The following is a 23,004-nucleotide window of genomic DNA, read 5'->3' as shown; positions in this document are numbered from 1 at the left end:
TTCCTCTCGGTCTCAGTGAAGGGCCTTGACGACGGTGTAGTTATGAATGCCCCAGTACGTGTCCCAGGCGAGCGACCCGCACCAGTTGTAGCCACCCGGAGGCGCCTGCACGCAGTCGTTGGAGCCCGTCGAGCCCGTGGTGGCATCGAAGCCGTACTTGGCCACCAGGCACGCGTCGCAGATGCCATCGCCCTGCCACGAGTCGGGACAGACCTGGCGCCAGGTCGGGTAGTAGTAGGGATCGATGAACGGGTTCCAGCTCGCCGTGCTCGGGACGCGGTAGCTGCTCGAGTAGCCGTAGGCGATGAGGCAGTCGGGCTCGATGTAGCCGTTGTTCAGCTGGCTGGTGGAGCAGCCGTACTTCCAGACCGTATGGTTGGTCATGAAGTCCGTGGCGTAGCCCGAGTAGTAGTTGTTGCAGGCCTGGGCCGCGGCCTGGACGTTGGTCTCGGGCTCGAAGGTCTGCTGCGAGGGCGGAGGAATGGGCGCGTTGGCCACCTTCTGCGCGACGATGTTGCCGCTGTTGTGGCAGCTGCGGCGCGACTGGTGGTGGTTCAGCCGGCCGTCGTCGATGATGATGTTGCCGAAGTAACCCGAGCTGTCGTTGCCGATGAAGCCGTCGGTGCCCGCGTTGAAGCTTCCCCAGCCGAGCAGCGCCGCCGCCTTGAGACCAACGGAGTAGAGATAGCCGCCGCAGTGCGCGTCACTGGAGAACAGGTTGGCGTAGACCTTGTTGCCACGCACCACCGAGATCGCCTTGCCTCCCACGGAGGTCGCGCCCTGGGTGCCCGCGAAGGTGCCGTTCGAGTTGTACACGCGCATGTTGTCGGTGCGCTGCTGCACCACGGCCGGGTTGTTGTAGCTCCCCCCGCCGAAGAACTCGACGACGCTGTTGGCGATGTTGAGGAACGAGCCGCTCGTCGTCACCTGGTCGGCCAGCGGCGTCCCCGCGAGGTCCGGCGCCATGAAGATGACCTGGGAGATCCTGCTCGTCACCGCGTTGACCGCGTTGCCATTGGCGCTCACCGCGCCCGAGTGGCCGAGCATGTAGCGCAGCGGGCTCGAGCCGTTCGAGTGGGTGATGACGGTGAAGCTGGTGATGCCGTTGGCGTTCACCCACGGTACGATCTGATCGACGATGGAGCCCCAGCTACACTGGCTGTAACCCGCGCAGCTCGCGCCGGGATAGCCCACGACCAGATAGGGCCGCCCGTTGCGCATCGTATCGAGGGACTTCTGGGTCCAATACCCACTCGTCGCCGAACCCGGTGACTGATCGCCCGTGCCGTGGACGAAGACCACACCCGCGGTGGCGTGGGCTTCACCGCTCGCACCGAGCAGCACGGCGCAGGTGGCGGCAAGCGCCCACTTCAACCTGGGAAGCAAGTGCATGGAGCTCTCCTGGAAACCGAGAGAAGGGGGGGGCTCTCATCGGTTGAGAAAACGTTATACCAGGAAGAGCAGAAATTCTAACGGTTGCTCGTCTACTGTGGGAGCGTGAGCGACAGAAACAGGAGAAGTACCGCCAATATGCGATGATGGAGTTCCCAACCCCCTGGACTTCCTTCCTTGGACTCGCTGCTAAAGCTCGGTTTGCTCACGGGACTGCTCTCCGTTGACGCGGTGCGTGCAGCGGAGCCACCGTCCGTCGAGCAGGTGAGCGCCGAGTTGGACCGGGAACTCCAGCAGATGGTGAAAAGCCCATCGCCGGAGGTGCGGCTGCTCTTCTCGGGATTGGATCCCTCCGGGTACAAGCTCGTGGAGGTCCACTTCACCCTCGACGGCAAGCCGCTCGAGGTTCCGCCGGTGGAGAAGCTCGCCTCCCCCGGCCCCCATGTGCTGACGACGCTGCAGGTGGAGGACGGGCCCCACACGCTCGTGTCCAACGTCGTCTACATGGACGCGTCGTGGAACCTGTTCAGCCAGACGTCCGGCCTGCTGTGGAACGTGACCTCCACGCTCAACTTCCAGACGCAGCGCGGGCTGCGCGTGGACGTGAAGGCCATGTCCATGCTGGTGCCGGAGGCGAAGGACCCGCGGCAGAAGGTCAAGCTGTCGCACGATGTGACGGCGGAGATGATCGCGAAGCTCGAGGACGGCCCGCCGCCCCCTCCCGAGCCCCACCCGGAGAAAGCCTCGGTGCCGGACGCGGGCGTGGTGATCGCCCCGGCTCCGACACAACCGGAGCCGACGAGGCCTCCGGGCAACCCCGAGCCGCCACCGGCGACCCCGGCGGCCCAGCCGCAGAAGGCGAAGCTCCTGGTCCGGGCAACGGTGCTCCGCAAGTCCGTGGCGGCGACGATCTCCGTGCGCGGGAGCACGACCCAGAAGGTGACGCTGAAGCGGGGGGCCAAGGCGCCCACGCCGGTGGAGGTGACTCCGGGCGAATACACGGTGGACGTCATCGCCCCCGGCTTCCTCGCGCAGACGCGCCGGGTGCTGCTCTCCGGAGGCAACGCGCAACCGCTGGAGTTCGCGCTGGTGCGCGCGCCGAAGAAGAAGCTCGTGAAGGAGAAGAACGACCGGCTCGAGCTGCTCAAGCCCCTGCGCTTCCCCCAGGGCAAGGCGGCGCCGCTGCCGGGCGGCAACGTCCTCCTCCAACAGCTCGTGGACACGCTCGTGCGGCGCCCCATCCAGCGCATCCGCATCGAGGGCCACACCGACAACCAGGAGGGCGAGGAGAGCGAGAGGAAGCAGCTCTCCGAGGAGCGGGCCAAGGCCGTGGCGGAGCTGCTCGTGCAGGCGGGGGTGGACCCGGCGCGCATCGAGACGGCGGGCCTCGCCGACTCCCGGCCGAAGGCGCCCAACATCACCCCGCGCGGACGCGAGCTCAACCGGCGCGTGGAGCTCGTCATCCTCGAGCGCTGAGCCCGGCTCCGGCGACAGGGCTCAGTCGAACAAGAACGCGAGGAGATCGTTTTCCATGAGGAAGTGGAAGACGCCCACGAAGAGGAACCCCACGCCGAGCACGATGTAGAGCCAGGCCATGCCAACGGCCTGGGCTCCGGTGGCCTCCACGTGGAGCTCCTGGTGTGCCTCCATGACCTGGGGAACCTCGTACTTCTTCCGGGCCTCGGTGAGGATGGCTCCCAACAAACCAGGCCAGGCCTGCTGCGAGGCGGGGTTGACCACCATCATCCGCTTGCGCACCAGGGCGCGCACCCCGGAGATGAGGAAGAAGAGGCTGAAGCCTCCCGTGAGGATACAGACGCCTGGATTGATCTTCATGGGGATGTCCCTCTCGGAAGCGCGACGGTAGCACGCGACGAGGCCCCACTTCCCCCTCTTCCATTTTGAACGAGCGGCCGTTCGATTCGACCGGGCTCGTCCGAGGCACGCCCCCTCGTGCAGCGGCTGGCCCGCCATTTGCCATCTCCGGTTCCAAACCCAGCACAGGGAACCGCGCCATGGACCAGCCCCTCCACTTGATGACCCCCGAAGCGAGAGCCAACCCCTACCCTCTCTACGCGGAGTTCCGACGAAGGGCGGTGTGCCAGGTGGAGCCCGGAGGCATGTGGGCCGTCAGCCGCTACGACGACGTGGTGACAGTGCTCAAGGATCCGAGGCGCTTCTCGTCGGCGGGCCTGGGCCAGAGCTTCCTGCCTCCCTGGTTGGAGCGGAATCCCACGGCGGACTCGCTCGTCATGAAGGATCCGCCGGACCACACGCGGCTGCGCGCCATGGTCAGCCGGGCCTTCAGTGGCATGGCGCTGAGCCGGTGGGAGTCACGCATCCGTGACATCGCCGAGGAGCTCGCCGAGGCCGCCGTGCGTCACCAGGAGGTGGACTTCATCGCCGACTTCGCCCTGCCCCTCCCCACCCGCGTGCTCAACCTCTTCTTCGGACTGGAGCCCGCCATGGCCCTCCGCTTGAAAGGTTGGGCGGATGATCTGGTCAGCATCCCCGCCAGTCAGCCCTCACCCCAGCGCATGGAGCAGATCCGCCACAGCCTCGCGGAGATGGAACGCTGCTTCAACGCGCTCATCGAGCTGCGGCGCGCCGACCCTGGAGAGGATCTCGTGAGCGAGCTGATCCGCACGGAGGCGCTGACGCACGAGGAGCTGTTGAGCTTCCTCTTCGGGCTGGTGCCAGCCGGTGTGGAGACGACCGTCTACCTCCTCGCCAATACGATGCTCGTGCTCTCGGAGCACCCGCGGGAGTTGGAGCGCGTGCGCGAGAATCCCACGCTCATCCCCCGGCTCATCGAGGAGGTCCTCCGTTACGAGCCTCCCGGGCAGAGCAGTCTCCGGCTGACCACCGAGGACGTGGTGCTCTCCGGGGTGACGATTCCCCGCGGCTCCGTCGTCGTCGCCCTGATCGGCGCGGCCATGCGTGACGAGGGCCGCTTCCCCCAGGCGGACCGGTTCATCATCGACCGCGAGAACCAGGGGCAGCTCGCCTTCGGCCACGGGCCCCACTTCTGCCTGGGAGCGATGCTCGCGCGGATGGAGGCGCGCCTCGGCATGGAGGCCCTCTTCTCGCGCATCCGCGGCTTCACCCTCGCGCGGCGGGACGTGACCTGGTCACAGTCCATCATCGCGCGCGGTCCCCTCGCCCTGCCACTCCGCCTGGAGGGTCCGCTGCGGTAGGCTCCGCCGCCATATGAACTCGGACCCCGTCACGCTCGTCGCCGCGCTCCGCAACACCCTCGAGGACACGGAGCGCGACTTCTCATCCATGCCGTTCTTCGTCAGGCCCATGGTGCGCCGTGGCTTCGCGAGCCGCACCGGGCAGGGTCTCGATGAGTGGCAGCGGCTCGCCATGGCGCTCGCCTCGGAGGTGAAGTCGGACACCGAGCCCGCCCGGGTTCGCGAGCGCCACCCGCGGTTGCGTGAGCAATTGGTGCAACTCGCCGAGAACTACCGCACGGCTCCCGAGCGGGCCTCGAAGGGAATGGGCGCACTGGCCGGCACGCTCCAGCGCGTCCAGGAGGCCTCCCGTCGGCGGGAAGAGGCCATCCGCGCCTTCATCGCCTGGCTCGGATAGCGGCGCCGCCTCGCCTCACGTCCGCGCCACGGAAGGCTCCAGCTCGGCGCTCACGCTGATGCGGCTGTAGAGCACCATGCCCACCACGATGAGCACCGCGCCCGCGAAGCTGAACGTGGAGGGCCATGGCTCGCCCAGGAAGAGCACGCCCAACAACAGCGCGAAGAGCAGCTCGGTGGACTGCGAGGCCTCCACGGCGGCCAGTGCGACCGGGTTGTTCGCCGTCATGTGGCTGGCGCGGAAGAACAGGGTGGTGGCGATCACTCCCGAGGAGAGCGCCACACCCGAGGACTGCAGCACCTGCGCCAGCGACGGCCACCCCACCCGCGCATGGCCGTACACCGCCACCACCAGCCACAGCGGCAGGCTCCCCAGCGTCATCCCCAGGACGCGCTGGCTGGCATCCAGGGAGACGCCCTCTCGCTCCAGGTGCAGCATCAACCTGCGATTGCCCAGCGGGTACGCGACGGCGGAGCTCACCACGAGGAGCAGCGCCCACCAGGCGCTGGCGGGCATGGCCATGTGGAAGTGGCCCAGTTGCATGAGCAGGACACCCGCGACGATCAACGAGCCCATGCTCACGGCCTTGAGCGGTATCCGCCGGCGCTCATCCGTGTAGATGAAGGGCGACAACAGCGGGCCCGCGAGCGCGGTGATCTGGAACGAACCGGCGATCAGCCACGAGGGCCCGTAGTCCGCCGACAACGTCAGGAGCGAATAGAAGACGCCGAAGCCCACGCTGCCCCAGAGCAACCACTCGCGGGGGTTGCGCCGCAGTTCGGCCCACAGCGCGGGCCAGCCTCCGCGCACGGCCACGAGCACGAACATCAGGGGCAGCATGATGAAATAGCGCAGCGACGCGCTCCAGGCCCAGAACCCACCCGCCGCCGCCATGTTGCGGTTGAGCACATAGGTCATGGTGAAAAAAAGCGCCGAGGCCAGACCGAGCAGGATCGCGGGCAGGGCGGACGAAGGCTTTCTCATGGGCGGACGTGCACGAAAGAAACCCCTGGTTATCATGGTTCGACCCGTCCCAAGGAACCCCCGTGAACACCCTCCTCATCCGTCTGGTCTGTGGTCTTCTCTTCGCGGCGATGGCCCTTGGCGCGGTGGTCCATCCTCCGAGCAACCTCACCCAGGGGCTGGGCATGCTCCTGCCGGGGGCGATGCTGCTGAACTACGCCATCAAGGGCCCGCGCCGCTCGCTGATTCCAAAGAAGCCGGCGCCCGCTCCCGCGCCTTCACCGACCGACTCGGGACCCGGCCAGGCCTGAGACCCACATCATGCGGGGAGCACTACCGCCAGCCTCACGGAGGGCAGAGGGCCACGGGCGACATCGAAGCATCCGGCGTGGCATTGGACTGGCGGCAGGCGGTCGGATCCGGGCTGGCGGGCCGCGAGTCTCCACCGGCTTCGAGCAATCCGATCACCGCGGGATGAACCTGGCTGGCGAAGTACCGGCCTCCCGCCACCGTGAAGTGGACCCCATCGGCCATCCGCAGGGGCATGGGCTTTCGGAAGCCCTCGACCCGGGCCACTCTCAGGACTCCCCCCCGCGCGTCGGTGAAGAACGGCTTCGTGTCGAGATGCTTCGCGGCCTCATGGGCCGAGACGGCCTCGCGCAGGATGCGGCGAATCACCCTCAGCTTGCGCTCGAAGTTCGGCAGTTTGGTGATGGGCAACTCGACCCAGAGGATCTTCCGGCCGGGAGCCTCGAGGACACGCAGGAAGTCCTCGACACGCTGGCGGTACGCGGCCTCCCACCCGGAGGCCCCCCATTGAACCTTCGCCTTGCCGTTCTCGTCCGTGAGTCCCTGCCCGTCGTTCCCCCCCATGATGACGACGACCACGTCGGGGGAATGACGCTCGACCTCCTCCCGTCCGACCTTCATCCAGTCGAAGAAGTCGGGCCGGGCGAGCCCGGTGGAGGACTTCGCCCGCCGCACGGCGCGGACCCCGGGGTGCTCGTTCAGCGACCTCTCGAGGGACTCGCCGAAGCTGGTGACGATCAGACTGTCACCGAGCAGGAGCACGGTCCGGGTCCGCTGGGCTCCCGCCAGCGCGGGCGCGGTCGCGGTGGACGGTTCTCCGGCCGCCGCACGCACCGCTCCCGTGGACAACAGGACGGCCAGACACAGGATCAAACGAGCGAGGTGATTCTCCATCTCGCGCGCAAGCTACCGCGCCCGTGCGCGGCTGAGAACAAATCGGCCCATCGCCTGCCCGCCTGGTGGATGGCCGGGCGAACCCACCTCAACCCGATACGGGAGACGAGGCCCCCTCGGGGTGTGCGGCATCGACGTAGAAGAGCATCCGCGTCACGAACCGGAAACCCACCCGCTCGTAGATGCGGCCGGCCTCCTCGGTGAGGGTGCTCAGGAACAGCACCTCCACGCCCTGCGCGAAGGCCTCCTGGGCCACCCGGGACGTGAGCGCGGTGCCGAGTCCCCGCTTGCGAAAGCGCTCGAGCGTCGCCACCCCGCCGAGCTCGGCGATGCCCTCGGAGGGCGCGGTGTAGGTGCCAACCACGGCCGGCTGTCCCACCACGCGCCCCAGCACCGCCCTGCCCCTCTTCAGGTCTTCCAACGTCTTGGAGATCTCCTCCTCGGGGGCCTCGTAGGGCTCGTCCGGGACGAAGCCCCGCCGCGAGGTGGTGCAATACGCGCGCACCTCCTCGCGAGAAGCCTCGGACGTGAGGACCGACAGCGAGAGCCCCTCCGGCGCCACCACGGGGGTGAAGCTCTCGCGGGTGCAGACCATCAATCGCGCCTCGGCTTCCCGCCGGAAGCCGGCGACGAGGAGCTTGCCTTCCAGGTCCGGTGCCAGCTCGGAGACGTACTCGAAGCGGGGCACCCTCCGCCGCTCCTCGAAGGCCGCCCGGAGCCGCCGCAGGGGCTCGCTCACGTCTCCCGAGATGGGGCCGTCTGGAATGGCGTAGTTGAAGTAGACGAGCGGGTCGATGCCGAGGAAGAACGCCGTGAAGGGCGGAATCGGAACGGACTCGTAACGTCCCGCGGCACTCCGGCGCATATAGGACTGCAAACGTTCGAGCAGATCTGTCATGGGCGGGGGTGCTCGGGTGTCAACGCTTCGCGGGCTTCACGGCCCGGGTGGCGCAGAATCCCGACAGGTATTCGGAGAGCAGGTCTCCTTCGATGTGTTTGTCCTCGTAGAAGCCCGCGAGCAGGAACCCGGCGTCGAGTTGCCCGCCGATCTGCTCCTCCAGCGAGTGCGCGACACACAGGGGCGAGCCCTTGTCGGTGTAGCGGCGGCGCTCCTCGTCGGAGAGGCTCGTGAGGTCCGAGTACGGCATGCGGTACTTGAGCTGCATCACGCCCTGCGTCTCCAGCTCCGGGTCGAACAGGTAGATGACCGGCTGGGCGAACCCCGAGAGCAGCGCCCCACCGGGCCGCAACACCCGGAAGGCCTCGCGCCACACGGGCCGCACGTCGTCCACGAAGCCGTTGGAGCACGGGTGGAAGATCAGATCGAAGCTCTCGTCCGCGAAGACCGAGAGATCGCGCATGTCCCCCTCGACCAGACGGATCGACAGGCCCTCGCGCTCGGCCACCTTGCGATCCTGCCCGAGCTGGGCGGGCGAGTTGTCGAACACCGTGACACGCGCCCCGGCCGCGGCGAGCACCGGCCCCTGTTGGCCTCCCGCGCTCGCCAGGCCCAGCACGTCCCTGCCGACCAGGTCCCCGAACCACGCACGCGGTACGGGCTTGTGCGGAGTGAGCACCACGCTCCACTCACCCCGGCGCGCCGCCGCGATCACCTCGGGCCCCACCGGCAACGTCCACCGGTCCCCCTGCGCCACCTGCCGGTTCCACGCCTCGCGGTTGTAATCCCGCAGCTCGACTCCAGGCCTCATGTCGTCCCCTCGTCTTTCTGGCGGTGCATCTTCGCACCTACACACGGTGTCGTGCTCCTCTCCTGACGAGGTCCACGCGAAAAGGGGGCCCTCCCGTCATGTAGCACGGGGAAGCACCGCGTCAGGCGCGTCGTGGGAGGCGGACGCAGAAGGTCGTTCCCTCCTCGAGGGTGGAGTGCACCTCCACGGTCCCACAGTGGGCCCGGACGATCTGGTCTACGATGAAGAGCCCCAGGCCGATGCTGCGGTGCTCTCCGCCGGTCTGCGTTCCCCGCGTCAGCGGCTCGAACAGCGTGGACAGCAGGTGCGCCGGGATGGGGGCGCCTCCGTTGCTCACGCGAAGAAGCACCACCGCCCCCTCGCCGCGGGTCTCTATCCGGATGCCCGCGTCGGCGGGGCTGTACTTCAACGCGTTGGTGAGCAGGTTGGTGAGCACCTGCGCGATGCGATCGGCATCCCAGTCCCCCCGCCCATCCCCTTCGCATCGCAGGACGAGGGATCGTTCCGGAGCGGCGAGCTGCATCTCATCCACCACCTGCTGAGAGAGCGCGTGAAGGTCCATGGGCTTGCGCTGCATCGGGAGCGCCTTGCCCATGCGTACCTGGGTGAAGTCCAGCAGGTCGCGGATGAGCCGGTTGGCGCGGTCCGCTGAATCCAGGATGCGGGTGAGGCCCCGGCGCGCCCGATCGTCCAGGCCCGTGCGGCGCATGAGCGTCGCGGCCGACAGGGTGATGGCATTGAGGGGGCTGCGCAGGTCGTGGCTCACGATACCAATGAGCTGCTCACGCAGCTGGGCGGCTTCCCGGGCCCCCATCAACTGCGCATCACGCTGTCCCAGCTCGTCCTCGTGCTCGAGCTGGTAGCCCACGAGGTCCGCCAGGTGGCGGAAGATCTCCAGCAGGTGCTCGCCGAGCTCGACCGGCTTCGCGTCGAGCGCGCAAAGCACGCCGAAGAGCGACCCATTGCGCCGATACAATGGCACGGCGATGTAGCTCTCGACGCCATAGAGCTTGGGCGCCGGATGACTCGCGAACCGAGGGTCCACGCTGGCATGGGTGATGCGCAGCGGAGCGGCCGAATTGCGGACGTTGTTGCAGAAGGTGGTCGCGAGCTCCAGCGTGTCGCCGGGCTCGAGCCCGAAGTTCATCTCGTCCAGCACCGCGCAGCACGTCCAGGATTCAGCCGTGACGCGCGCAACCACCGACAAGCGCAGACCCGTCGTCCGCAAGAGCACCCGCAGCACCGTCTTGATGGCTTCGATGCGGCCCACGGCCGCCACCTCCCCCTCCAGGGGCTCGGTGGTGTGGCCACGGGTGGCGGGCGCGGGGGACTCGAGCGGAAGGGTCAAGGTGGGATTCACCCTAACAACAACGTACTCCCCGGCTCCGAAGAACCGGCTGTCGCGGCGGCAGGCACGTCCACGAGAATCCATGGAGGCGTATGCCGCATCGTCTCCCGAGCAGGCTCCCAGGGCCTGTTGCTCGGGGTATAGAATATCAGCGAATTCTTGGATTGCGTTTTACGCTCACCATGACGCGCCTTTCGACCCGGCAGTTCCACGAAAGGTGGTGCACTGGTGATTCAAGAAAACGCGAGACGCGCACACCCGCTGTTCCTCCGCGGATTGAAGGCCGTCAGCCTGCTCTGTCAGTACCGGCTGCGGATCAACGAGCCCCATGGCGATCCGATCACGCAGTTGGCGAAGATCGAACTGCTCGGGAAGTGGCTCCCGGACACGCTGCCCCCCCGCCCTCTCTTGGAAGGCGGGGGGAGGGTCAGGCGTTTCCGTCGGTGACGCCCGGGTTGCCATTGACGTCGATGCCGTCGCGGAGCAGGTCCGCCTCGGCCGCCGCCAGCGCCTGGGTGTTCGCCGGGTTCTCGTACCAGCCCGGGTCCGCGTAGCTGTCGAGCCGGTCTCGCACCTTGAGCACCGTGAACATGCCTCCCATGGTGATGCCGCCGTACCTCCCGTGGCCGCCCACCATGGGAATGCTGTTGGCCGGAACGGGCATGCCCATCTCCTCCATGTCCCCCATGCCCGCCTGGCCCATCGTCATGTAGTTCGGCAGCAGCTGGCGCACCTTCTCGTCGAAGTCACCCGGCTTCACCCCGATGAGGTTCGGCATGCCGTGCCCCATCTGGTTCATCACGTGGTGCGTCATGTGGCAGTGCATGGCCCAGTCACCCGGCTCGTCCGCGACGAACTCGACCGTTCGCGTGCTGCCCACCGGCACCAGCACCGTGGTCTCCGGCTGCCGCGCGGACTCGGGGATGACCCCTCCGTCCGTCTCGGTGATGCGGAACTGGTAGCCGTGCAGGTGGATGGGGTGGTGATCCATCGGGCTCAGGTTCCCCAGCCGGATGCGCACGCGCTGCCCCGTCTTCACCACCAGCGGCTCCGTCCCCGGGAATGCCTTGCCGTTGAGCGTGAGCAGGTTGAAGTCGTTCATCGCGTTCGGGTCCGGCCGCCGGGCCCCGGGCTCCAGCTTCCACTCGTGCAGCATCAGGGCGAAGTCACGGTCCACCCTGGGCCCCCGCGGTTGGCGCGGGTGCACGATGAAGAGCCCCGTCATGCCCAGGGCGATCTGCGTCATCTCGTCGTGGTGCGAGTGGTACATCAGCGTCCCGGACTGGCGCAGGGTGAACTCGTACTTGAACGTCTCGCCCGGGTTGATGGCCCGCTGGTTGAGTCCCCCTACTCCGTCCATGCCGCTCGGCAGCAACAGCCCGTGCCAGTGCACCGTGGTGGGCGCCGGCAACCGGTTGGTGACGTAGAAGCGCACCCGGTCCCCCTCCACCGCTTCGATGAGGGGACCATGCACGCGGCCGTTGTAGCCCCAGCACAGCGCCTTCAAGCCCGGCGCGAACTCGTGCTCCACCTCCTCGGCCACCATGTGGAACACCTTCACCCCGTTCACCACCTTCCACGGCAGCTTCGAGCCGTTGGGCACCACCACCGGCTGGTAGTCCCGCCCGGGCCGCGCGGGAGGCAGGTGCCTCGAGCCCGCCTGGAGCGTCTCCGCTCGCACCTCCCGGGAGGCCAACAGCGCCCCACCCGCCACACCCACTCCACTGGCGACGAGCATCTGCCGCCGGCTCAAGCCCTTCGTGTCTCGCGTGCTCATCGCGCGTCTCCCTTCTCGTCCGTCAGTCGGCCGCCCACCGCGTTCTCCAACGCGTTCCGGGCGTTCCAGTAATCCCTCAGCGTCTCCACGTACTGCCGGTATGTCTGCACTTCATCGCGCCGCGCCTCGAGCAGCTGGAACGGGCTCAACACCATGGCGTTGTATTGAAGCTGTGCCTGCTCGACGACACGCCGGCGCAGGGGCAGCAACACCTTCGCGTAGTGCTCCGCCTGCCGCCGCGCCGTCTGCAACCGCGCCCGCGCCATCCTCACCTCCGAGCGTGCGTCCACGGACAGCTTCGTCAGCCGCCGCTCCGCCTGCCGCCGCTGCGCCTCCAGCCGACCGATGAGCGCCTGGCGCTGATCGAAGATGGGCAGCTCCAGCACGAGGCTCGGCCCGGTGAACCGCAGTCCATCCGGCTCGCGCTCCGTGCTCACCCCCACCTCCACGGTCCCGATGAACCGGGAGCCGCGCGCCAGCGAGACCGACTGATCCATCAGCGCCACCTCCTTGCGCGCGGCATCGACGTCCAGCCGGCGCCGCAGGGCGAGCCGCTCGAGGTGCTCCAGTCCTGGCTCCTCGGGCGGAAGCTCGGGGAGGGATTCGCTCACGGCCCATTCCGTGTGCTCACCCCAGAGGCCCAACAGCCGATTCAACCGCTCGCGGTGTTCGACGAGCTCCAGCTCCTCGCTCGCCAGGGCGAGCCGGGCCTCCTCCCACGCGGTCTGCGTGATGCCCAGATCCAACTCGGAGATGTTGCCGGCGTCGTACTGCATCCTGGCCAGCGTGGCCGCGGCCTCGGCGGCGGCGACGATCTGCGCCTGGTACCGCAGGAGCCTCTCGGCCGCCTGCGCCGCCGTGTAGGCCTCGCGTGTCTCCGCCACCACGCTCAGCGCCTCGTGGGCGGCACGCAGCACGTCCGTCTCGAATTGCTGCCGGGCGATGCGCTTGCGCGCCGGGAGCATGAAGAGGTCGAGCAGCTCCTGCACGATCGAGAACTCGATGCCGAGGCCCAGGCCCGGCTCGTTGGGAGCGCGGACCTGCGCGCCAATCGTGGGATTGCGCAGCAGTCCCGCCTCCACCATCTCCGCCTGGGAGACACCGAGCGCCTCGTACTCGACCTGCAGGGACGGGTTGTTCACCAACGCGATGCGCACCGCCTCCTCGCGCGAGAGCCCGTCACGGAGCAACTCCAGGACATGGGTGCGAACCTCCTCGGCGGGGGGCGAACCCTTCTCCCAACCGGTCGGAACCGACACGCGCTCCCGGACCAGGGCACCGAGCTCCGCGTGCCCGCGCTCGGGCGACAGCGTCGCGCACCCGGCGGCGAACAGGGACAAGGCCACCATGGGCAGCAGGCGGCTCATCGGTGGCCCTCGTGTCCGTGGGAGTGTTCATGCCCACCCGAGGGCTTGGACTCCGCGGGCTTCTGGGGAACGAGCTTCATTCCGCACTTCGGGCAGCGCCCCGGCTCGGGCGAGGTGACCTCTGGATGCATCGGGCACACGTAGCCGGTGGCGGCGGGAGTGCCCGCGTCCGCACCACCGGCGTGTGAGTGTTCCGAATGTTTCGCCGCCCCCGATGGAGCCGGATGGGACGGGAAGGCGGAGGCATTGTCGGCCAGCACGGCGGCCATGCCACGCACCGGAGACTCGGGCGCCTCCGGGTTGGAGGGATCGGACAGAGAAGGGACACGCTCCGCGGCACCGAAGGCACAAGCGGACAGGCCAAGAGCCAGGGCTCCGGCCACGAGCTTCGTCGAGAGAGACATCGTATGAACCTGAGGAAAGGGTTTTCGAGCAACGGCCAGAGGACACACGCCACCCGTCCTGGAGCGGCACGAGGCCACCTCCAGTCACGGCGGCGGGGAAAGCCGGCTCAAATGAGGAGCTGTCGCAACGAGAGGAACAGCCGCGCCCGAGGGGGCGGATCATGCCCGGAGCGGACCCGGAGCACCGGCTCGGAGGGAGGCTCTGGCGGCTGCCAGGAGGCCACGGCCGGCAACGCGACCACGTGGAACCGCGGCGTCCAGTCGAGCGCGGCGACCGCACCGTCCACGTCCACCCGATGGCCCTGCTGGAGCTCGCAGCAGCCCAGGGGAAGGACCCGATTCTCCTCGACGGGCTTCTTCCCGGGACAGGAGGCGCACGGGGCAACCCGCTGACCGGTGTACCGGCACACCCGCATCGTCCCGCCCGGGAGGGCGGCGGCCTGCATCGACAGCAGCAGGGCGAAGCCGATGGCGACGAGCCGGATTATCACGGCCTGAGAACTACCTTTCCGTTGGACACTCCGCAAGCACCCACGAAGACGCGGCGGACCAAGAACTCTTACAGCCCATGATGCGGAAGCCTGCTCACGGCTCGAGCGCGACGACCTCGTGGCCCGCGCCCACCTCGACGGTGCGCGACACCGTCCTCCCAGACGAACTCGTGGCGCGCACCGTGTAGCGCCCGACTGCTGGGAGGTAGGTGTGGAACACGCCGGACTCCGGGTGCGAGGAGAAGCGCTCCCCATTGGGCCAGGCGATCTCGTCGATGGCCACGGTGACGGGCCCTTCCGCCCGGAACGCCTCGGGCACCCGGACCGTGAGCGACGGACCCTCGAGGAATCGATCGACCAGGACCTGCCAGAGGGTCCGTGCGCCCTCGAGCATCGGCGCGAGCGGCCGGCGCGCACTCGGGGCCGAGAACGGCAGCTCCACCAGATACGCGAGCGTCCCGAAGCTCCAATAGAACCAATCCTGATCCGTTCCCCCCACCGGATAGAGGCGGCTCACGGCCTCGTAGCGCTTGCCGTCGGGGAGCCGGTGGACCGCGTCGATCATGGCGGGCGCCACCGCCCACGCGGCCGAGGGCTTCGGCTCACGAGCCCCCTCGACGGTGTACGGCACGAGCACGCGGCTCGCGGCCGCGTGGTACGACACCATCGCGACGAAGCGCCACGCCTCGCCCAGCCGCATCATCGCCTGTACCTCGGGCTCCGAGCCCGCGGACGGTCCTCGGAAGAACCGCGAGCGCGGATCATCGCTGTTGAAGCGATCCTCGATGTTCTTCCACCTGAAGGGATAGTTGCGGTTGAGGTCGACTCCGTACTCGCGGAGACCCAGCTCGACCGCCTGCGCGTCCCGCCGCCGGTTGGTGCGCCCGCGCTCGGTGGACTCGTGCCAGTACCCCTGGCTGCCGTCGGGGTTGATGAGCGGGACGATCACGAAGTGGAACGTGCGCAACCAGCGTGCGGCGCGCGGATCTCCCGGGTTCTCCAACAGCCAGCGCGCGGCGTCGAGCGGCGGCTCGGGAGTGACCACCTCGTTCGCATGGGTACCGCCGCACAGCAGCACCGCCGGGCGTGAGCGATCATCGAGCGACTCGCCAATGAGCAGCGCGAGAATCGGCCGGTCCTCGTGCGTGCGGCCGATCTCGATGAGGCGCGTGCGCTCCGGGGCGCGCGCGGCGAGCGCCCGCATCGCACGTTCGATGAGCTCGGGGTCCTTGATGCCCTCGACGAAGGCGTCGCGCACGGGCGCCTTGCGTGCACGCGCGAGGCGCTCCTCGAAGGAGGCGTCCTGGAAGCGGTATGGAACACCGGGCCGCACATCGCGCGTCCGGATGGCGCGTGTGCGCAGGAGGTGCACGCCGAGCTCGCTGGCCACGTACACGTCGGAGTCCGGCTCGCGTGCGGCGCGGCGCAGATGGCGGCGCAGCTCCGGAGCGAACCGCAGGCCCCGCTCGACGCGCACGAGCCACCCGGACGGGAGACCATCACGCGCCGAGGCCTCCTGGGGTGGTGGGTCCGGCACGAACAGGGAGACCTTCACCTCGGGAGGCTGGCTCTTGTTCGCGTACACCCCGAGCGAGCCCTCGGAGAACGCCGGGTCGGACCAGACGAGGCTCGCGAGCTCCGCCTTGGTGCGGGCGTCGTACACATGGGCGGCGAAGGCGGGCCCGGCGAGGAAGAGCACGATCTCGAGCTCCCCCACCTTCGCGAGCCCGCGCACCTTGGAACGCACGCCGCTGTCGTCGGGGCGCGTCCCGTCGTAGCGCACGAACCCGAGCGTCTCGCTGCGCGCATCCAGGTAGAAGCCATAACCCGTGAGCGAGAACAGGGGCTCGGTCGCGCGAACCTTCGCGCGGAACAGGATCGCCAGATCGGCGCGAGCGGAGTTCTGGATCCGCGCGCGCACGAAGGGCACCGGGGACGCGACCGCCTGCTCCTGGACGAAGAAGTTGCGGGTCGCGCGCGGCTTGCCGAGTGCGAGCGCCTCCTCCTCGATCCGCCACTCTCCGACGGACCCTTCCTCCTTCCACGCGACCGGGTGCTCTCCGCGAGGAATGGGATAGCCCTCCCCCCGCGCGCTGCCCGCGACGAGCAGGAGGGCGAGGATGAGCGCTCCCGGGAATCTCACCGCGTGGGCTCCGTATGCCCCGAGGGCATGCCGATGTAGCTCAGGAAGTCGAGGTAGCGATCCTTCTTGGGAGGAGCCCCGTCCGTGCCCGAGGCAACGATGGTGGAAGAGAGGAACGCCCCCACCTGCTGGCGATCCTCCATGAAGCTCCAGACGTTCGTGTACCCCGGGAGCGCCAGGTGCTCCTGGGCATGCAGTCCACCGTGGATGATGTAGTGCCAACGGGAGTCCGACTTGTGGAACCGGTGGGTAATCAAGGTTCGCAAGATCACGCTGCGCTCGTCGAACGGCAGTTGTCGCACGTTCTCCCGGTACTGAGGAGGCAGCAGCTTCCACTGCTCCTCGGCATTCGACGGGTAGTAGACACGGATTGGCACGCCCAGGGAGCGCGCGGCGCGAGCGATGGACGGCAGCGCCTTGTCCGTGAGCATGTTGCCCTTGAGGGCGATGATGCGCCCCTGTTCGAAGAGCAGACGAACGTAGCGGTAGTTCTCGTCGGTCTGGAGCCAACCGAACCCCTCCGTCCAGCGAGCGGGCCGCAACTGGCGCGTATAGTTGGCCCACAGCGAACGCCGCGCGCGCTCGAACACCCCCTGGATGGCGGCACGCTCTTCCTTCGGCAGCGTTGACCACTCCTCCTCGATGGCGGCACGCGTCGCCGCCGCGCGCTTGTCGCTGAAGGCCGCGACGAAGTCCTCGCGGGTCGCCGCGCGCTTCACCACGGCCCGTAGCACGTGGTGGAGCCGGACCACCGTCGGGTCGTAGTCGAAGAGCCACGCCCACTGACTCCGGGCGTGCGCGATGAACGAGTAGCCCTGATCGGCACCGAGCCCGACGTAGCCACCCCCCACGTTCTTGATGGCGTCACCGAAGAGGTATTGGAGCGCCTCGTTCGACTTGATGTAGCTCATCGGGTCGCGGCAATCGACGCGCGCCCTGCCCGTGCGTCCGCACAGGGGAATCTGGAAGATGTCGGTGTCCTCGACGACCGCGAGCGCCTTCGCACGCTCCTCCTCGCTCGGTGGAGCGGGATCCGCGGGCCGGGCCGGGGGCTCGGTGAGGAACCGGGGCGGCCAGGCGGACAGCCGGGTCGTCGACGACGCGCAGCGGAAGCTCAGCCGGTGGAGCCCGCTCGTGGGGTTCTGACCGCGCCGCCAGGAGCCGCGCAGCATGTCCTCGGGCCAGTACCACGAGCCCCCCTTGAGCACACGCTGGGTGTAACCCTTGCACGGGCGAGCCCCGTCGCACGGCCCACGCGGGTTCGCGCGAAGGCAGGCCTCTCCACACGCCTTGTCACAGCCCAGGTAGCAGGGGGTCCACCAGTCCTTCACCCACTCGTAGCCGTTCCCCGCGAGGTCGTAGATGCCATGGGGGCCGGGCGGGAAACTGCCGGGCGGCAGCGTCGTGTTTCCCGGGCAGCCCTTGTAGTTGGCCTTCTCGCACGACGGAGGCTCCTCGCCCCACGGGAAGGTCCGTCCCTCGGGTCCCCGCGCGGCCTTCTCCCACTCGGCCTCGGTGGGCAATCGCTTGCCGGCGAACGCGCAGTACTGCTGCGCCATGTCCCAGGTGATCGGAACGGCCGGAAGCTCGGGGCGTTGGAAGCGCGCGTAGTACGACGGGCGCGGCAACCGGGGGCACGCGCCCGCGCGCTCGCAGCGGCTGTAGTCGCGGACCGTGACCTCCTTCGCGTCCAGGTAGAACGTCTCGACGAACACCTCGTGCCGCGGTCGCTCGGCGGGAGTGCGCTCGTCGGCGCCCACGATGGCGTCTCCGCCCTCGATGCACACCATCCCGGGGGGCGGCGTGTTCTCACACGGCACCGCCGTCACCAGCCACAGCAGAAGCAGCTTTGCGAATCCCATCGCGGAGGATGCTACCCCGGGCCTCCTCGGGCCATGAGGAACATCGCCTGGAGTCCGCGCTGACAGGGAAGCGCTCACCCTGCGGCCTGCTTTTCAGCCGTGGTGCGAGGCGTGAATATTTCGCCCCAAAGCAATGTCGACAATCCAACAAATCCCCATTTCCCTCGTCTCCCGCCTCGCGGTGGGACTCATGTTGGTCCTCACGGGTTGCCTCGGGGCCCCCGAAGAATCGGAGTGGACGGAAATCCCGCCCGAGCAGGTGCTGGGCGACTCCCGAGAGGACGCGGGGCAGGAGCTCGCCTCGCCCATTCGTCTGCCCATCGAGGTCATCGGCCGCGAGGGATTGACGCAAACCGTGACCTTCGACCTGACCGCGCAGGACGCCCAGAAGCCGCTGCGGCTCTGGATGCAGGCCCACAACCTGAGCTACGCGGACAAGGCCAGCATCCGTTTCAACAACGGCGCCTGGGTGAACCTGAACAACACCACGGTGACGGTGGAGGGGTCTGGCAAGAATTACGGAGGCATTGGCGGAGCCTTCGCGACGCTGAAGCTGAACCTGAGCGTGCCCACCGGAGCGCTCGTCGCGGGCTCGAACCAGCTCACCTTCCGGTTCAACACCACGGACGGGCGCACCATCGGCTATCGGGTGCTGAAGCTCAACCTGCTACGGGCCGATGGGACCCGCGTTCTGCCTGACTCCTCCTTCCAGGAAGACAATCCGGCCAACTGGAAGGCACCGCTCACCGATGCCGCCTCCATCGCCGAGGGCGAGAAGCTCTGGCGCACACGGCAGCTGGTGCGCTCCTACAAGGATTCCACGCCCCTGCGCGCCCGGTGCATGGACTGCCATACCCAGGACGGGCGGGACCTGAAGTATTTCAATTACTCGAACCTCGCCATCATCGAGCGCTCGAAGTTCCACGGATTGACCGAGGCGGAAGGCAACAAGATCGCCTCATACATCCGGAGCCTGCCGGGCGTGCCGGCCCCGGGGCGGCCGTGGAACCCGCCGTACCAGCCCGGGCCGGGACTGGACTCCAAGCCCGTCGAGCAATGGTCCGCGGGAGCCGGAATCGACGCGGTCCTGGAGAAGGATCGCGACATCCTCAAATCCATCTTCCCGGCGGGAATCACGAAGGCGGCCATCGCCACGACGGGGAATCTCAGCGCCCGCGAGATGCCCATCACCCTCCAGCTGCCCGACTGGAACCACTGGCTGCCGAGCATCCACCCCAAGGACGCCTGGGGTGACGCCTTCGTCAATGACAAGCTCAACAAGGCATATGCCGGTGAGGGCACCGCGACGGGCACCAGCGCCCCCCTGCGGGAGCAGGCCGCGAAGGTACGGGCGGGGGGCTACACCCATTACAGGACCGAGCTCTACCACCCCCACACGCTCTGGAACGTGTACGTCTACGAGTTCCTCCTGCCGAGGTTCCCGAACGCCACCACCGGCCTGGATACCGCATACTCGCGGAAGATCTACTCCACCGCGCTCTGGCACATGGTGAAGACGTGGGAGCTCATGCAGGAGTTCGGTCTCGAGGGACATCACCGCCAGCTGTTCCCCGACTCGCGCGAGACACGCGCCTGGATGAAGAACTACAGCTTCGACACCTCTCCGCACCTGCTCAAGCTGCCCAGGAACAACACGGGCATCAATGACAACAGTCCGTTGATGTTCACCTATTTCTCGATGGCGTGGTACCACCTCTCCCTCGTCCTCTACAATGGCAACCATTCGGAAGGGCTGGAGCGCAGTGCCCAACGGCCGATCGACTGGGGCTACTCCTTTGGCTTCCTCAAGGACCTACAGCGAGCGGCCACCGGCTCCCCATCCGGCAATGGGTTGCTCACCCTCTGGATGGTGAAGAGCATGCAGATCTCGAACAACGCGCTCAGGCTCAACGCGGCGGGATCGGCCGGGTGGAGTCCGCGGTTCACGTCCGACCTGAGCCGCATGGTGATGCCCGATTACATGCCGGGCTGGTCCGATATCACCGCCCAGGAGCGCAAGGCCATCCTGGAGGCCCTGCTGTCCACCTGGTGGGACAAGACGCGCCAGTACTCCAGGGAGGAGTGGTTGAACGGCGGCGGCGCGAGCACGACGGAGACCCTCAACGGCTTCTATGACAGCACTCTCGGCAACCGCATCTGGTTCCTGCTCCCGCAGTTCAAATACCACGGCGTGGACCCCGCGCTGATCAACACGATCGCCGATTGGGCCCAGACCATCTGGACCCAGGCCAATTGGACCCTGGTGAAGAACGCCACCTGCGCCCCCAAGCAGACCTATGTCCGTTGCTCCACGGAGACGTACTGACCCCGGGATCTCCACGCCGGCCCCTGGAAGGTGCTAGGACGTCGGCGCCCATGACCGCTGAACCGAATGCCCCCGTGACCCCGCGCCGTGCCGCGCTGGTCTTCATCTTCGTGACCGTCCTGCTCGACATCCTGGCCATGGGGATGATCATCCCCGTCCTGCCGAGGATCGTCGTCGGATTCCTGAACGGTGACACCGCGCGGGCGGCCGAGGTCTTCGGGTTGTTCTCCACGGTCTGGGCGCTGATGCAGTTCGTCTTCTCGCCGGTGCTCGGCGCGCTCTCCGACCGGTTCGGCCGCCGGCCGGTCATCCTCCTGTCGAACTTCGGGCTGGGGCTCGACTACATCCTCATGGCGCTGGCGCCGACGCTGAACTGGCTGTTCCTGGGCCGCGTCATCTCGGGCATCACCTCGGCGAGCATCAGCACGGCCAGCGCCTACATCGCGGACGTGACGCCGCCGGAGAAGCGCGCCGCCAGCTTCGGGATGATCGGCGCCGCGTTCGGCGTGGGCTTCGTGCTGGGGCCCGCGCTCGGCGGCGTCCTGGGCGACACGGATCCACGCATGCCCTTCTGGGTGTCGGCGGCCCTGAGCCTGGCGAACGCGATGTATGGCCTGTTCGTCCTGCCGGAGTCCCTGCCCCCCGAGCGGCGCAAGGGCTTCAGCTGGAAGCGCGCCAACCCGGTGGGCGCGCTGCGCCTGTTGCGCTCCAACCCCGAGGTGCTCGGGCTCGCGAGCGTCCACTTCCTCTACAACCTCTCCCATATCGCGCTGCCCAGCGTGTTCGTCCTGTATGGGAGCTACCGCTTCGGCTGGAGCGAGCGCACCGTCGGGCTCACCATGGCGGGCGTGGGCTTCTGCTCGCTGATCGTCCAGGGCGGCCTGGTGCGGCCGCTCGTCAAGCGCCTGGGCGAGCGGCGCACGCTCCTGATGGGGCTCACGTTCGGCATGGCCGGCTTCGTCATCTACGGCCTGGCGCCGACCAGCACGCTGTTCTGGCTCGGAGTGCCGGTGATGTCGCTGTGGGGGCTCTTCGGGCCCTCGTCGCAGGGGCTGATGTCGAGCCGCATCAGCGCGTCGGAGCAGGGCCAGCTCCAGGGCGCGCTCTCGAGCCTCATGGGTATCGCGGGGATGATCGGCCCCGGGCTCTTCACGCAGACGCTCGCGTACTTCATCGGTCCGCGGCTCGACTGGAACCTGCCCGGCGCCCCCTTCCTGCTGGCCGCGGGGCTGCTGATCCTCGCCATGGGGCTGGCCGGGCGAGCCACCCGCTCGCGCCGCGAGGCCGCTCCGCTCGTCACCACCACCCCCACCGCCTGACAACCTCACGAGCCGAGCATGGATGACGTGGATGTGAATGACCCGGCCGTGAAGGAGGCGGTGCAGCAGGCCTGTGTGGAAGTGGGCCTGCCACTCGCCTATCGGTCGGCGGTGAGCCAGATGCTTCGGACGCCTTCCTCGGAGTGGCCGGCCTGCTGCGGCGAGGGCTGCTTCCCGTGTCAGCAGACGCTGGGGGATGCGGCCCTGCGCGCGCTGGAGTTGATCGGCCGGCGCCCCCGCTCCGAGGGCTGACGCCTCAGACCTCGTGCAGCACGCGGCCTTCCATGCCGCCGGCCACGGTGATGACCTCGCCCGTCACGTGGCCGGAGATGCGGTCCGACGCCAGCGTCACCACCACCCGCGCCACGTCCTCGGGGCGTCCCACCTTGCGCAGCGGCATCGTCCGCGTCACCCGGTTGATGAACGCCAGGTTGTCCAGCTTGTCCTTGTGGCGCTCCACCGCCGTCCACCCCGGGCACACCGTGTTCACCCGGCCCAGCGGCGCGATCCGTGTGATCTCGTTCTTCAGGCTCTTGAGGAACCCGCTCGCCAGCGCGCCCTTCGCCGCCGCGTAGTCCGAGTGCCCCGCCTCGCCGAACAGCCCCGCCGTGGACGCGATGAGGATGATGTTGCCCGTCCCTGTCGTCTCCACGTGGCGCAGGAAGGCGCGGCAGCTCAGGAACACGCTGTCCAGGTTCTCCGCCAGCGTCCGGCGCCACCGCTCCAGCGACATCTGCCACACGCCCTCGTCCGGCGGCGGCCACACGCCCGCGTTCGCCACCAGCACGTCCAGCCGCCCCAGCGCCTTCACCGCCGCGGGGACCAGTGCGTCCACGTCGGACTCGGACGTCAGGTCCGCCTTCAGCGCCGCTCCGCCCAGCTCCCTCGCCAGGGCCTCCGCGTTGTCGGCGCTCCGGTTGTAGTGCACCGCGACCTTCGCGCCCTCTTCCGCGAAGGCTCGGACGATCGCGCTCCCGATCCCACCCGCGCCTCCCGTGACGAGGACGCCTTTTCCTCGCAGCTCCGTATCCATGTTTCTGGGTTCCTCGTTCGCAGAGGGGGTACACGGACCTCCGCGGGGATCCGTTTACCCTCACCCCGTCCCT

Annotated in this window: 21 protein-coding genes; 7 read left to right on the top strand and 14 right to left on the bottom strand. The window is 68.2% G+C overall.

Annotated elements, in window-relative coordinates; all coding sequences use genetic code 11:
• Positions 1-12: 12 nt before the first annotated feature.
• Positions 13-1,392 (bottom strand): hypothetical protein, encoded by a 1,380-nt coding sequence (locus tag JQX13_RS36830; protein ID WP_203404109.1) that lies wholly within the window; start codon positions 1,390-1,392, stop codon positions 13-15.
• A 177-nt stretch (positions 1,393-1,569) separates the two neighbouring features.
• On the opposite strand from JQX13_RS36830, the gene JQX13_RS36825 reads away from it, so the two are divergent.
• A complete protein-coding gene (locus JQX13_RS36825; protein ID WP_203404108.1) occupies positions 1,570-2,868 on the top strand; it encodes an OmpA family protein in 1,299 nt (432 codons plus the stop codon).
• Positions 2,869-2,889: 21 nt separating this feature from the next.
• Here JQX13_RS36825 and JQX13_RS36820 read toward each other — a convergent pair whose 3' ends face one another.
• Positions 2,890-3,228, bottom strand: a complete 339-nt coding sequence (locus JQX13_RS36820; RefSeq protein WP_203404107.1) for a hypothetical protein — start codon at positions 3,226-3,228, stop codon at positions 2,890-2,892.
• Positions 3,229-3,407: 179 nt separating this feature from the next.
• Between JQX13_RS36820 and JQX13_RS36815 the strand changes: the two genes are divergently transcribed.
• Positions 3,408-4,589 carry a cytochrome P450 gene (locus JQX13_RS36815; protein WP_203404106.1) on the top strand — a complete coding sequence of 394 codons (1,182 nt, stop codon included), beginning with the start codon at positions 3,408-3,410 and terminating at the stop codon, positions 4,587-4,589.
• 13 nt (positions 4,590-4,602) lie between these two features.
• Positions 4,603-4,986 (top strand): hypothetical protein, encoded by a 384-nt coding sequence (locus tag JQX13_RS36810; protein ID WP_203404105.1) that lies wholly within the window; start codon positions 4,603-4,605, stop codon positions 4,984-4,986.
• 15 nt (positions 4,987-5,001) lie between these two features.
• Here JQX13_RS36810 and JQX13_RS36805 read toward each other — a convergent pair whose 3' ends face one another.
• Positions 5,002-5,970: a DMT family transporter gene (locus tag JQX13_RS36805; RefSeq protein ID WP_203404104.1), complete on the bottom strand. Its 969-nt coding sequence runs from the start codon at positions 5,968-5,970 to the stop codon at positions 5,002-5,004.
• Positions 5,971-6,032: 62 nt separating this feature from the next.
• Between JQX13_RS36805 and JQX13_RS36800 the strand changes: the two genes are divergently transcribed.
• On the top strand, positions 6,033-6,260 hold the full coding sequence (locus tag JQX13_RS36800) for a hypothetical protein (protein ID WP_203404103.1): 228 nt from the start codon (positions 6,033-6,035) through the stop codon (positions 6,258-6,260).
• 34 nt (positions 6,261-6,294) lie between these two features.
• Here the strand turns inward: JQX13_RS36800 and JQX13_RS36795 are convergent, their stop codons facing one another.
• From JQX13_RS36795 to JQX13_RS36750, 10 genes are all read right to left on the bottom strand, one after another.
• A complete protein-coding gene (locus tag JQX13_RS36795) occupies positions 6,295-7,131 on the bottom strand; it encodes an SGNH/GDSL hydrolase family protein (RefSeq protein WP_239014077.1) in 837 nt (278 codons plus the stop codon).
• 109 nt (positions 7,132-7,240) lie between these two features.
• On the bottom strand, positions 7,241-8,050 hold the full coding sequence (locus tag JQX13_RS36790) for a GNAT family N-acetyltransferase (RefSeq protein WP_203404101.1): 810 nt from the start codon (positions 8,048-8,050) through the stop codon (positions 7,241-7,243).
• A gap of 19 nt (positions 8,051-8,069) precedes the next feature.
• Positions 8,070-8,861 (bottom strand): class I SAM-dependent methyltransferase, encoded by a 792-nt coding sequence (locus JQX13_RS36785; RefSeq protein ID WP_203404100.1) that lies wholly within the window; start codon positions 8,859-8,861, stop codon positions 8,070-8,072.
• 121 nt (positions 8,862-8,982) lie between these two features.
• Entirely contained in the window at positions 8,983-10,221 is a 1,239-nt protein-coding gene (locus JQX13_RS36780) for a GAF domain-containing sensor histidine kinase (RefSeq protein ID WP_239014076.1), read from the bottom strand.
• A gap of 415 nt (positions 10,222-10,636) precedes the next feature.
• Entirely contained in the window at positions 10,637-11,986 is a 1,350-nt protein-coding gene (locus JQX13_RS36775) for a multicopper oxidase family protein (protein WP_239014075.1), read from the bottom strand.
• Positions 11,983-13,353, bottom strand: coding sequence for a TolC family protein (locus JQX13_RS36770; protein ID WP_203404098.1), 1,371 nt, complete (start codon positions 13,351-13,353; stop codon positions 11,983-11,985). Before JQX13_RS36770 ends, JQX13_RS36775 begins: the two co-directional genes overlap by 4 nt.
• Positions 13,350-13,757, bottom strand: a complete 408-nt coding sequence (locus tag JQX13_RS36765; RefSeq protein WP_203404097.1) for a heavy metal-binding domain-containing protein — start codon at positions 13,755-13,757, stop codon at positions 13,350-13,352. Before JQX13_RS36765 ends, JQX13_RS36770 begins: the two co-directional genes overlap by 4 nt.
• Before the next feature lie 107 nt (positions 13,758-13,864).
• Entirely contained in the window at positions 13,865-14,248 is a 384-nt protein-coding gene (locus tag JQX13_RS36760; protein ID WP_203404096.1) for a hypothetical protein, read from the bottom strand.
• Positions 14,249-14,342: 94 nt separating this feature from the next.
• On the bottom strand, positions 14,343-16,391 hold the full coding sequence (locus JQX13_RS36755; protein ID WP_203404095.1) for a M14 family metallopeptidase: 2,049 nt from the start codon (positions 16,389-16,391) through the stop codon (positions 14,343-14,345).
• Positions 16,388-18,253 (bottom strand): SUMF1/EgtB/PvdO family nonheme iron enzyme, encoded by a 1,866-nt coding sequence (locus JQX13_RS36750; protein ID WP_203404094.1) that lies wholly within the window; start codon positions 18,251-18,253, stop codon positions 16,388-16,390. Before JQX13_RS36750 ends, JQX13_RS36755 begins: the two co-directional genes overlap by 4 nt.
• 190 nt (positions 18,254-18,443) lie before the next feature.
• On the opposite strand from JQX13_RS36750, the gene JQX13_RS36745 reads away from it, so the two are divergent.
• From JQX13_RS36745 to JQX13_RS36735, 3 genes are read left to right on the top strand one after another with little or no spacing between them, the layout of a single operon-like run.
• Positions 18,444-20,579, top strand: a complete 2,136-nt coding sequence (locus JQX13_RS36745) for a hypothetical protein (RefSeq protein WP_203404093.1) — start codon at positions 18,444-18,446, stop codon at positions 20,577-20,579.
• A 50-nt stretch (positions 20,580-20,629) separates the two neighbouring features.
• Positions 20,630-21,898, top strand: coding sequence for a TCR/Tet family MFS transporter (locus tag JQX13_RS36740; protein WP_203404092.1), 1,269 nt, complete (start codon positions 20,630-20,632; stop codon positions 21,896-21,898).
• 18 nt (positions 21,899-21,916) lie between these two features.
• Positions 21,917-22,150, top strand: coding sequence for a hypothetical protein (locus tag JQX13_RS36735; RefSeq protein WP_203404091.1), 234 nt, complete (start codon positions 21,917-21,919; stop codon positions 22,148-22,150).
• A 4-nt stretch (positions 22,151-22,154) separates the two neighbouring features.
• Here JQX13_RS36735 and JQX13_RS36730 read toward each other — a convergent pair whose 3' ends face one another.
• Positions 22,155-22,931 carry an SDR family NAD(P)-dependent oxidoreductase gene (locus JQX13_RS36730; protein WP_203404090.1) on the bottom strand — a complete coding sequence of 259 codons (777 nt, stop codon included), beginning with the start codon at positions 22,929-22,931 and terminating at the stop codon, positions 22,155-22,157.
• Positions 22,932-23,004: the final 73 nt, after the last annotated feature.

The organism is Archangium violaceum (genome assembly GCF_016859125.1).
Taxonomy (GTDB): domain Bacteria; phylum Myxococcota; class Myxococcia; order Myxococcales; family Myxococcaceae; genus Archangium; species Archangium violaceum_A.
This window is presented reverse-complemented; position numbering and strand designations above follow the sequence as displayed.

Coding starts and splice junctions, on each gene's coding strand:
- JQX13_RS36820 (WP_203404107.1), bottom strand. CDS start 3,228: ATGAAGATCAATCCAGGCGTCTGTATCCTCACGGGAGGCTTCAGCCTC.
- JQX13_RS36740 (WP_203404092.1), top strand. CDS start 20,630: ATGACCGCTGAACCGAATGCCCCCGTGACCCCGCGCCGTGCCGCGCTG.
- JQX13_RS36730 (WP_203404090.1), bottom strand. CDS start 22,931: ATGGATACGGAGCTGCGAGGAAAAGGCGTCCTCGTCACGGGAGGCGCG.
- JQX13_RS36745 (WP_203404093.1), top strand. CDS start 18,444: ATGTTGGTCCTCACGGGTTGCCTCGGGGCCCCCGAAGAATCGGAGTGG.
- JQX13_RS36785 (WP_203404100.1), bottom strand. CDS start 8,861: ATGAGGCCTGGAGTCGAGCTGCGGGATTACAACCGCGAGGCGTGGAAC.
- JQX13_RS36815 (WP_203404106.1), top strand. CDS start 3,408: ATGGACCAGCCCCTCCACTTGATGACCCCCGAAGCGAGAGCCAACCCC.
- JQX13_RS36810 (WP_203404105.1), top strand. CDS start 4,603: ATGAACTCGGACCCCGTCACGCTCGTCGCCGCGCTCCGCAACACCCTC.
- JQX13_RS36775 (WP_239014075.1), bottom strand. CDS start 11,986: ATGAGCACGCGAGACACGAAGGGCTTGAGCCGGCGGCAGATGCTCGTC.
- JQX13_RS36790 (WP_203404101.1), bottom strand. CDS start 8,050: ATGACAGATCTGCTCGAACGTTTGCAGTCCTATATGCGCCGGAGTGCC.
- JQX13_RS36805 (WP_203404104.1), bottom strand. CDS start 5,970: ATGAGAAAGCCTTCGTCCGCCCTGCCCGCGATCCTGCTCGGTCTGGCC.
- JQX13_RS36770 (WP_203404098.1), bottom strand. CDS start 13,353: ATGAGCCGCCTGCTGCCCATGGTGGCCTTGTCCCTGTTCGCCGCCGGG.
- JQX13_RS36750 (WP_203404094.1), bottom strand. CDS start 18,253: ATGGGATTCGCAAAGCTGCTTCTGCTGTGGCTGGTGACGGCGGTGCCG.
- JQX13_RS36765 (WP_203404097.1), bottom strand. CDS start 13,757: ATGTCTCTCTCGACGAAGCTCGTGGCCGGAGCCCTGGCTCTTGGCCTG.
- JQX13_RS36735 (WP_203404091.1), top strand. CDS start 21,917: ATGGATGACGTGGATGTGAATGACCCGGCCGTGAAGGAGGCGGTGCAG.
- JQX13_RS36830 (WP_203404109.1), bottom strand. CDS start 1,392: ATGCACTTGCTTCCCAGGTTGAAGTGGGCGCTTGCCGCCACCTGCGCC.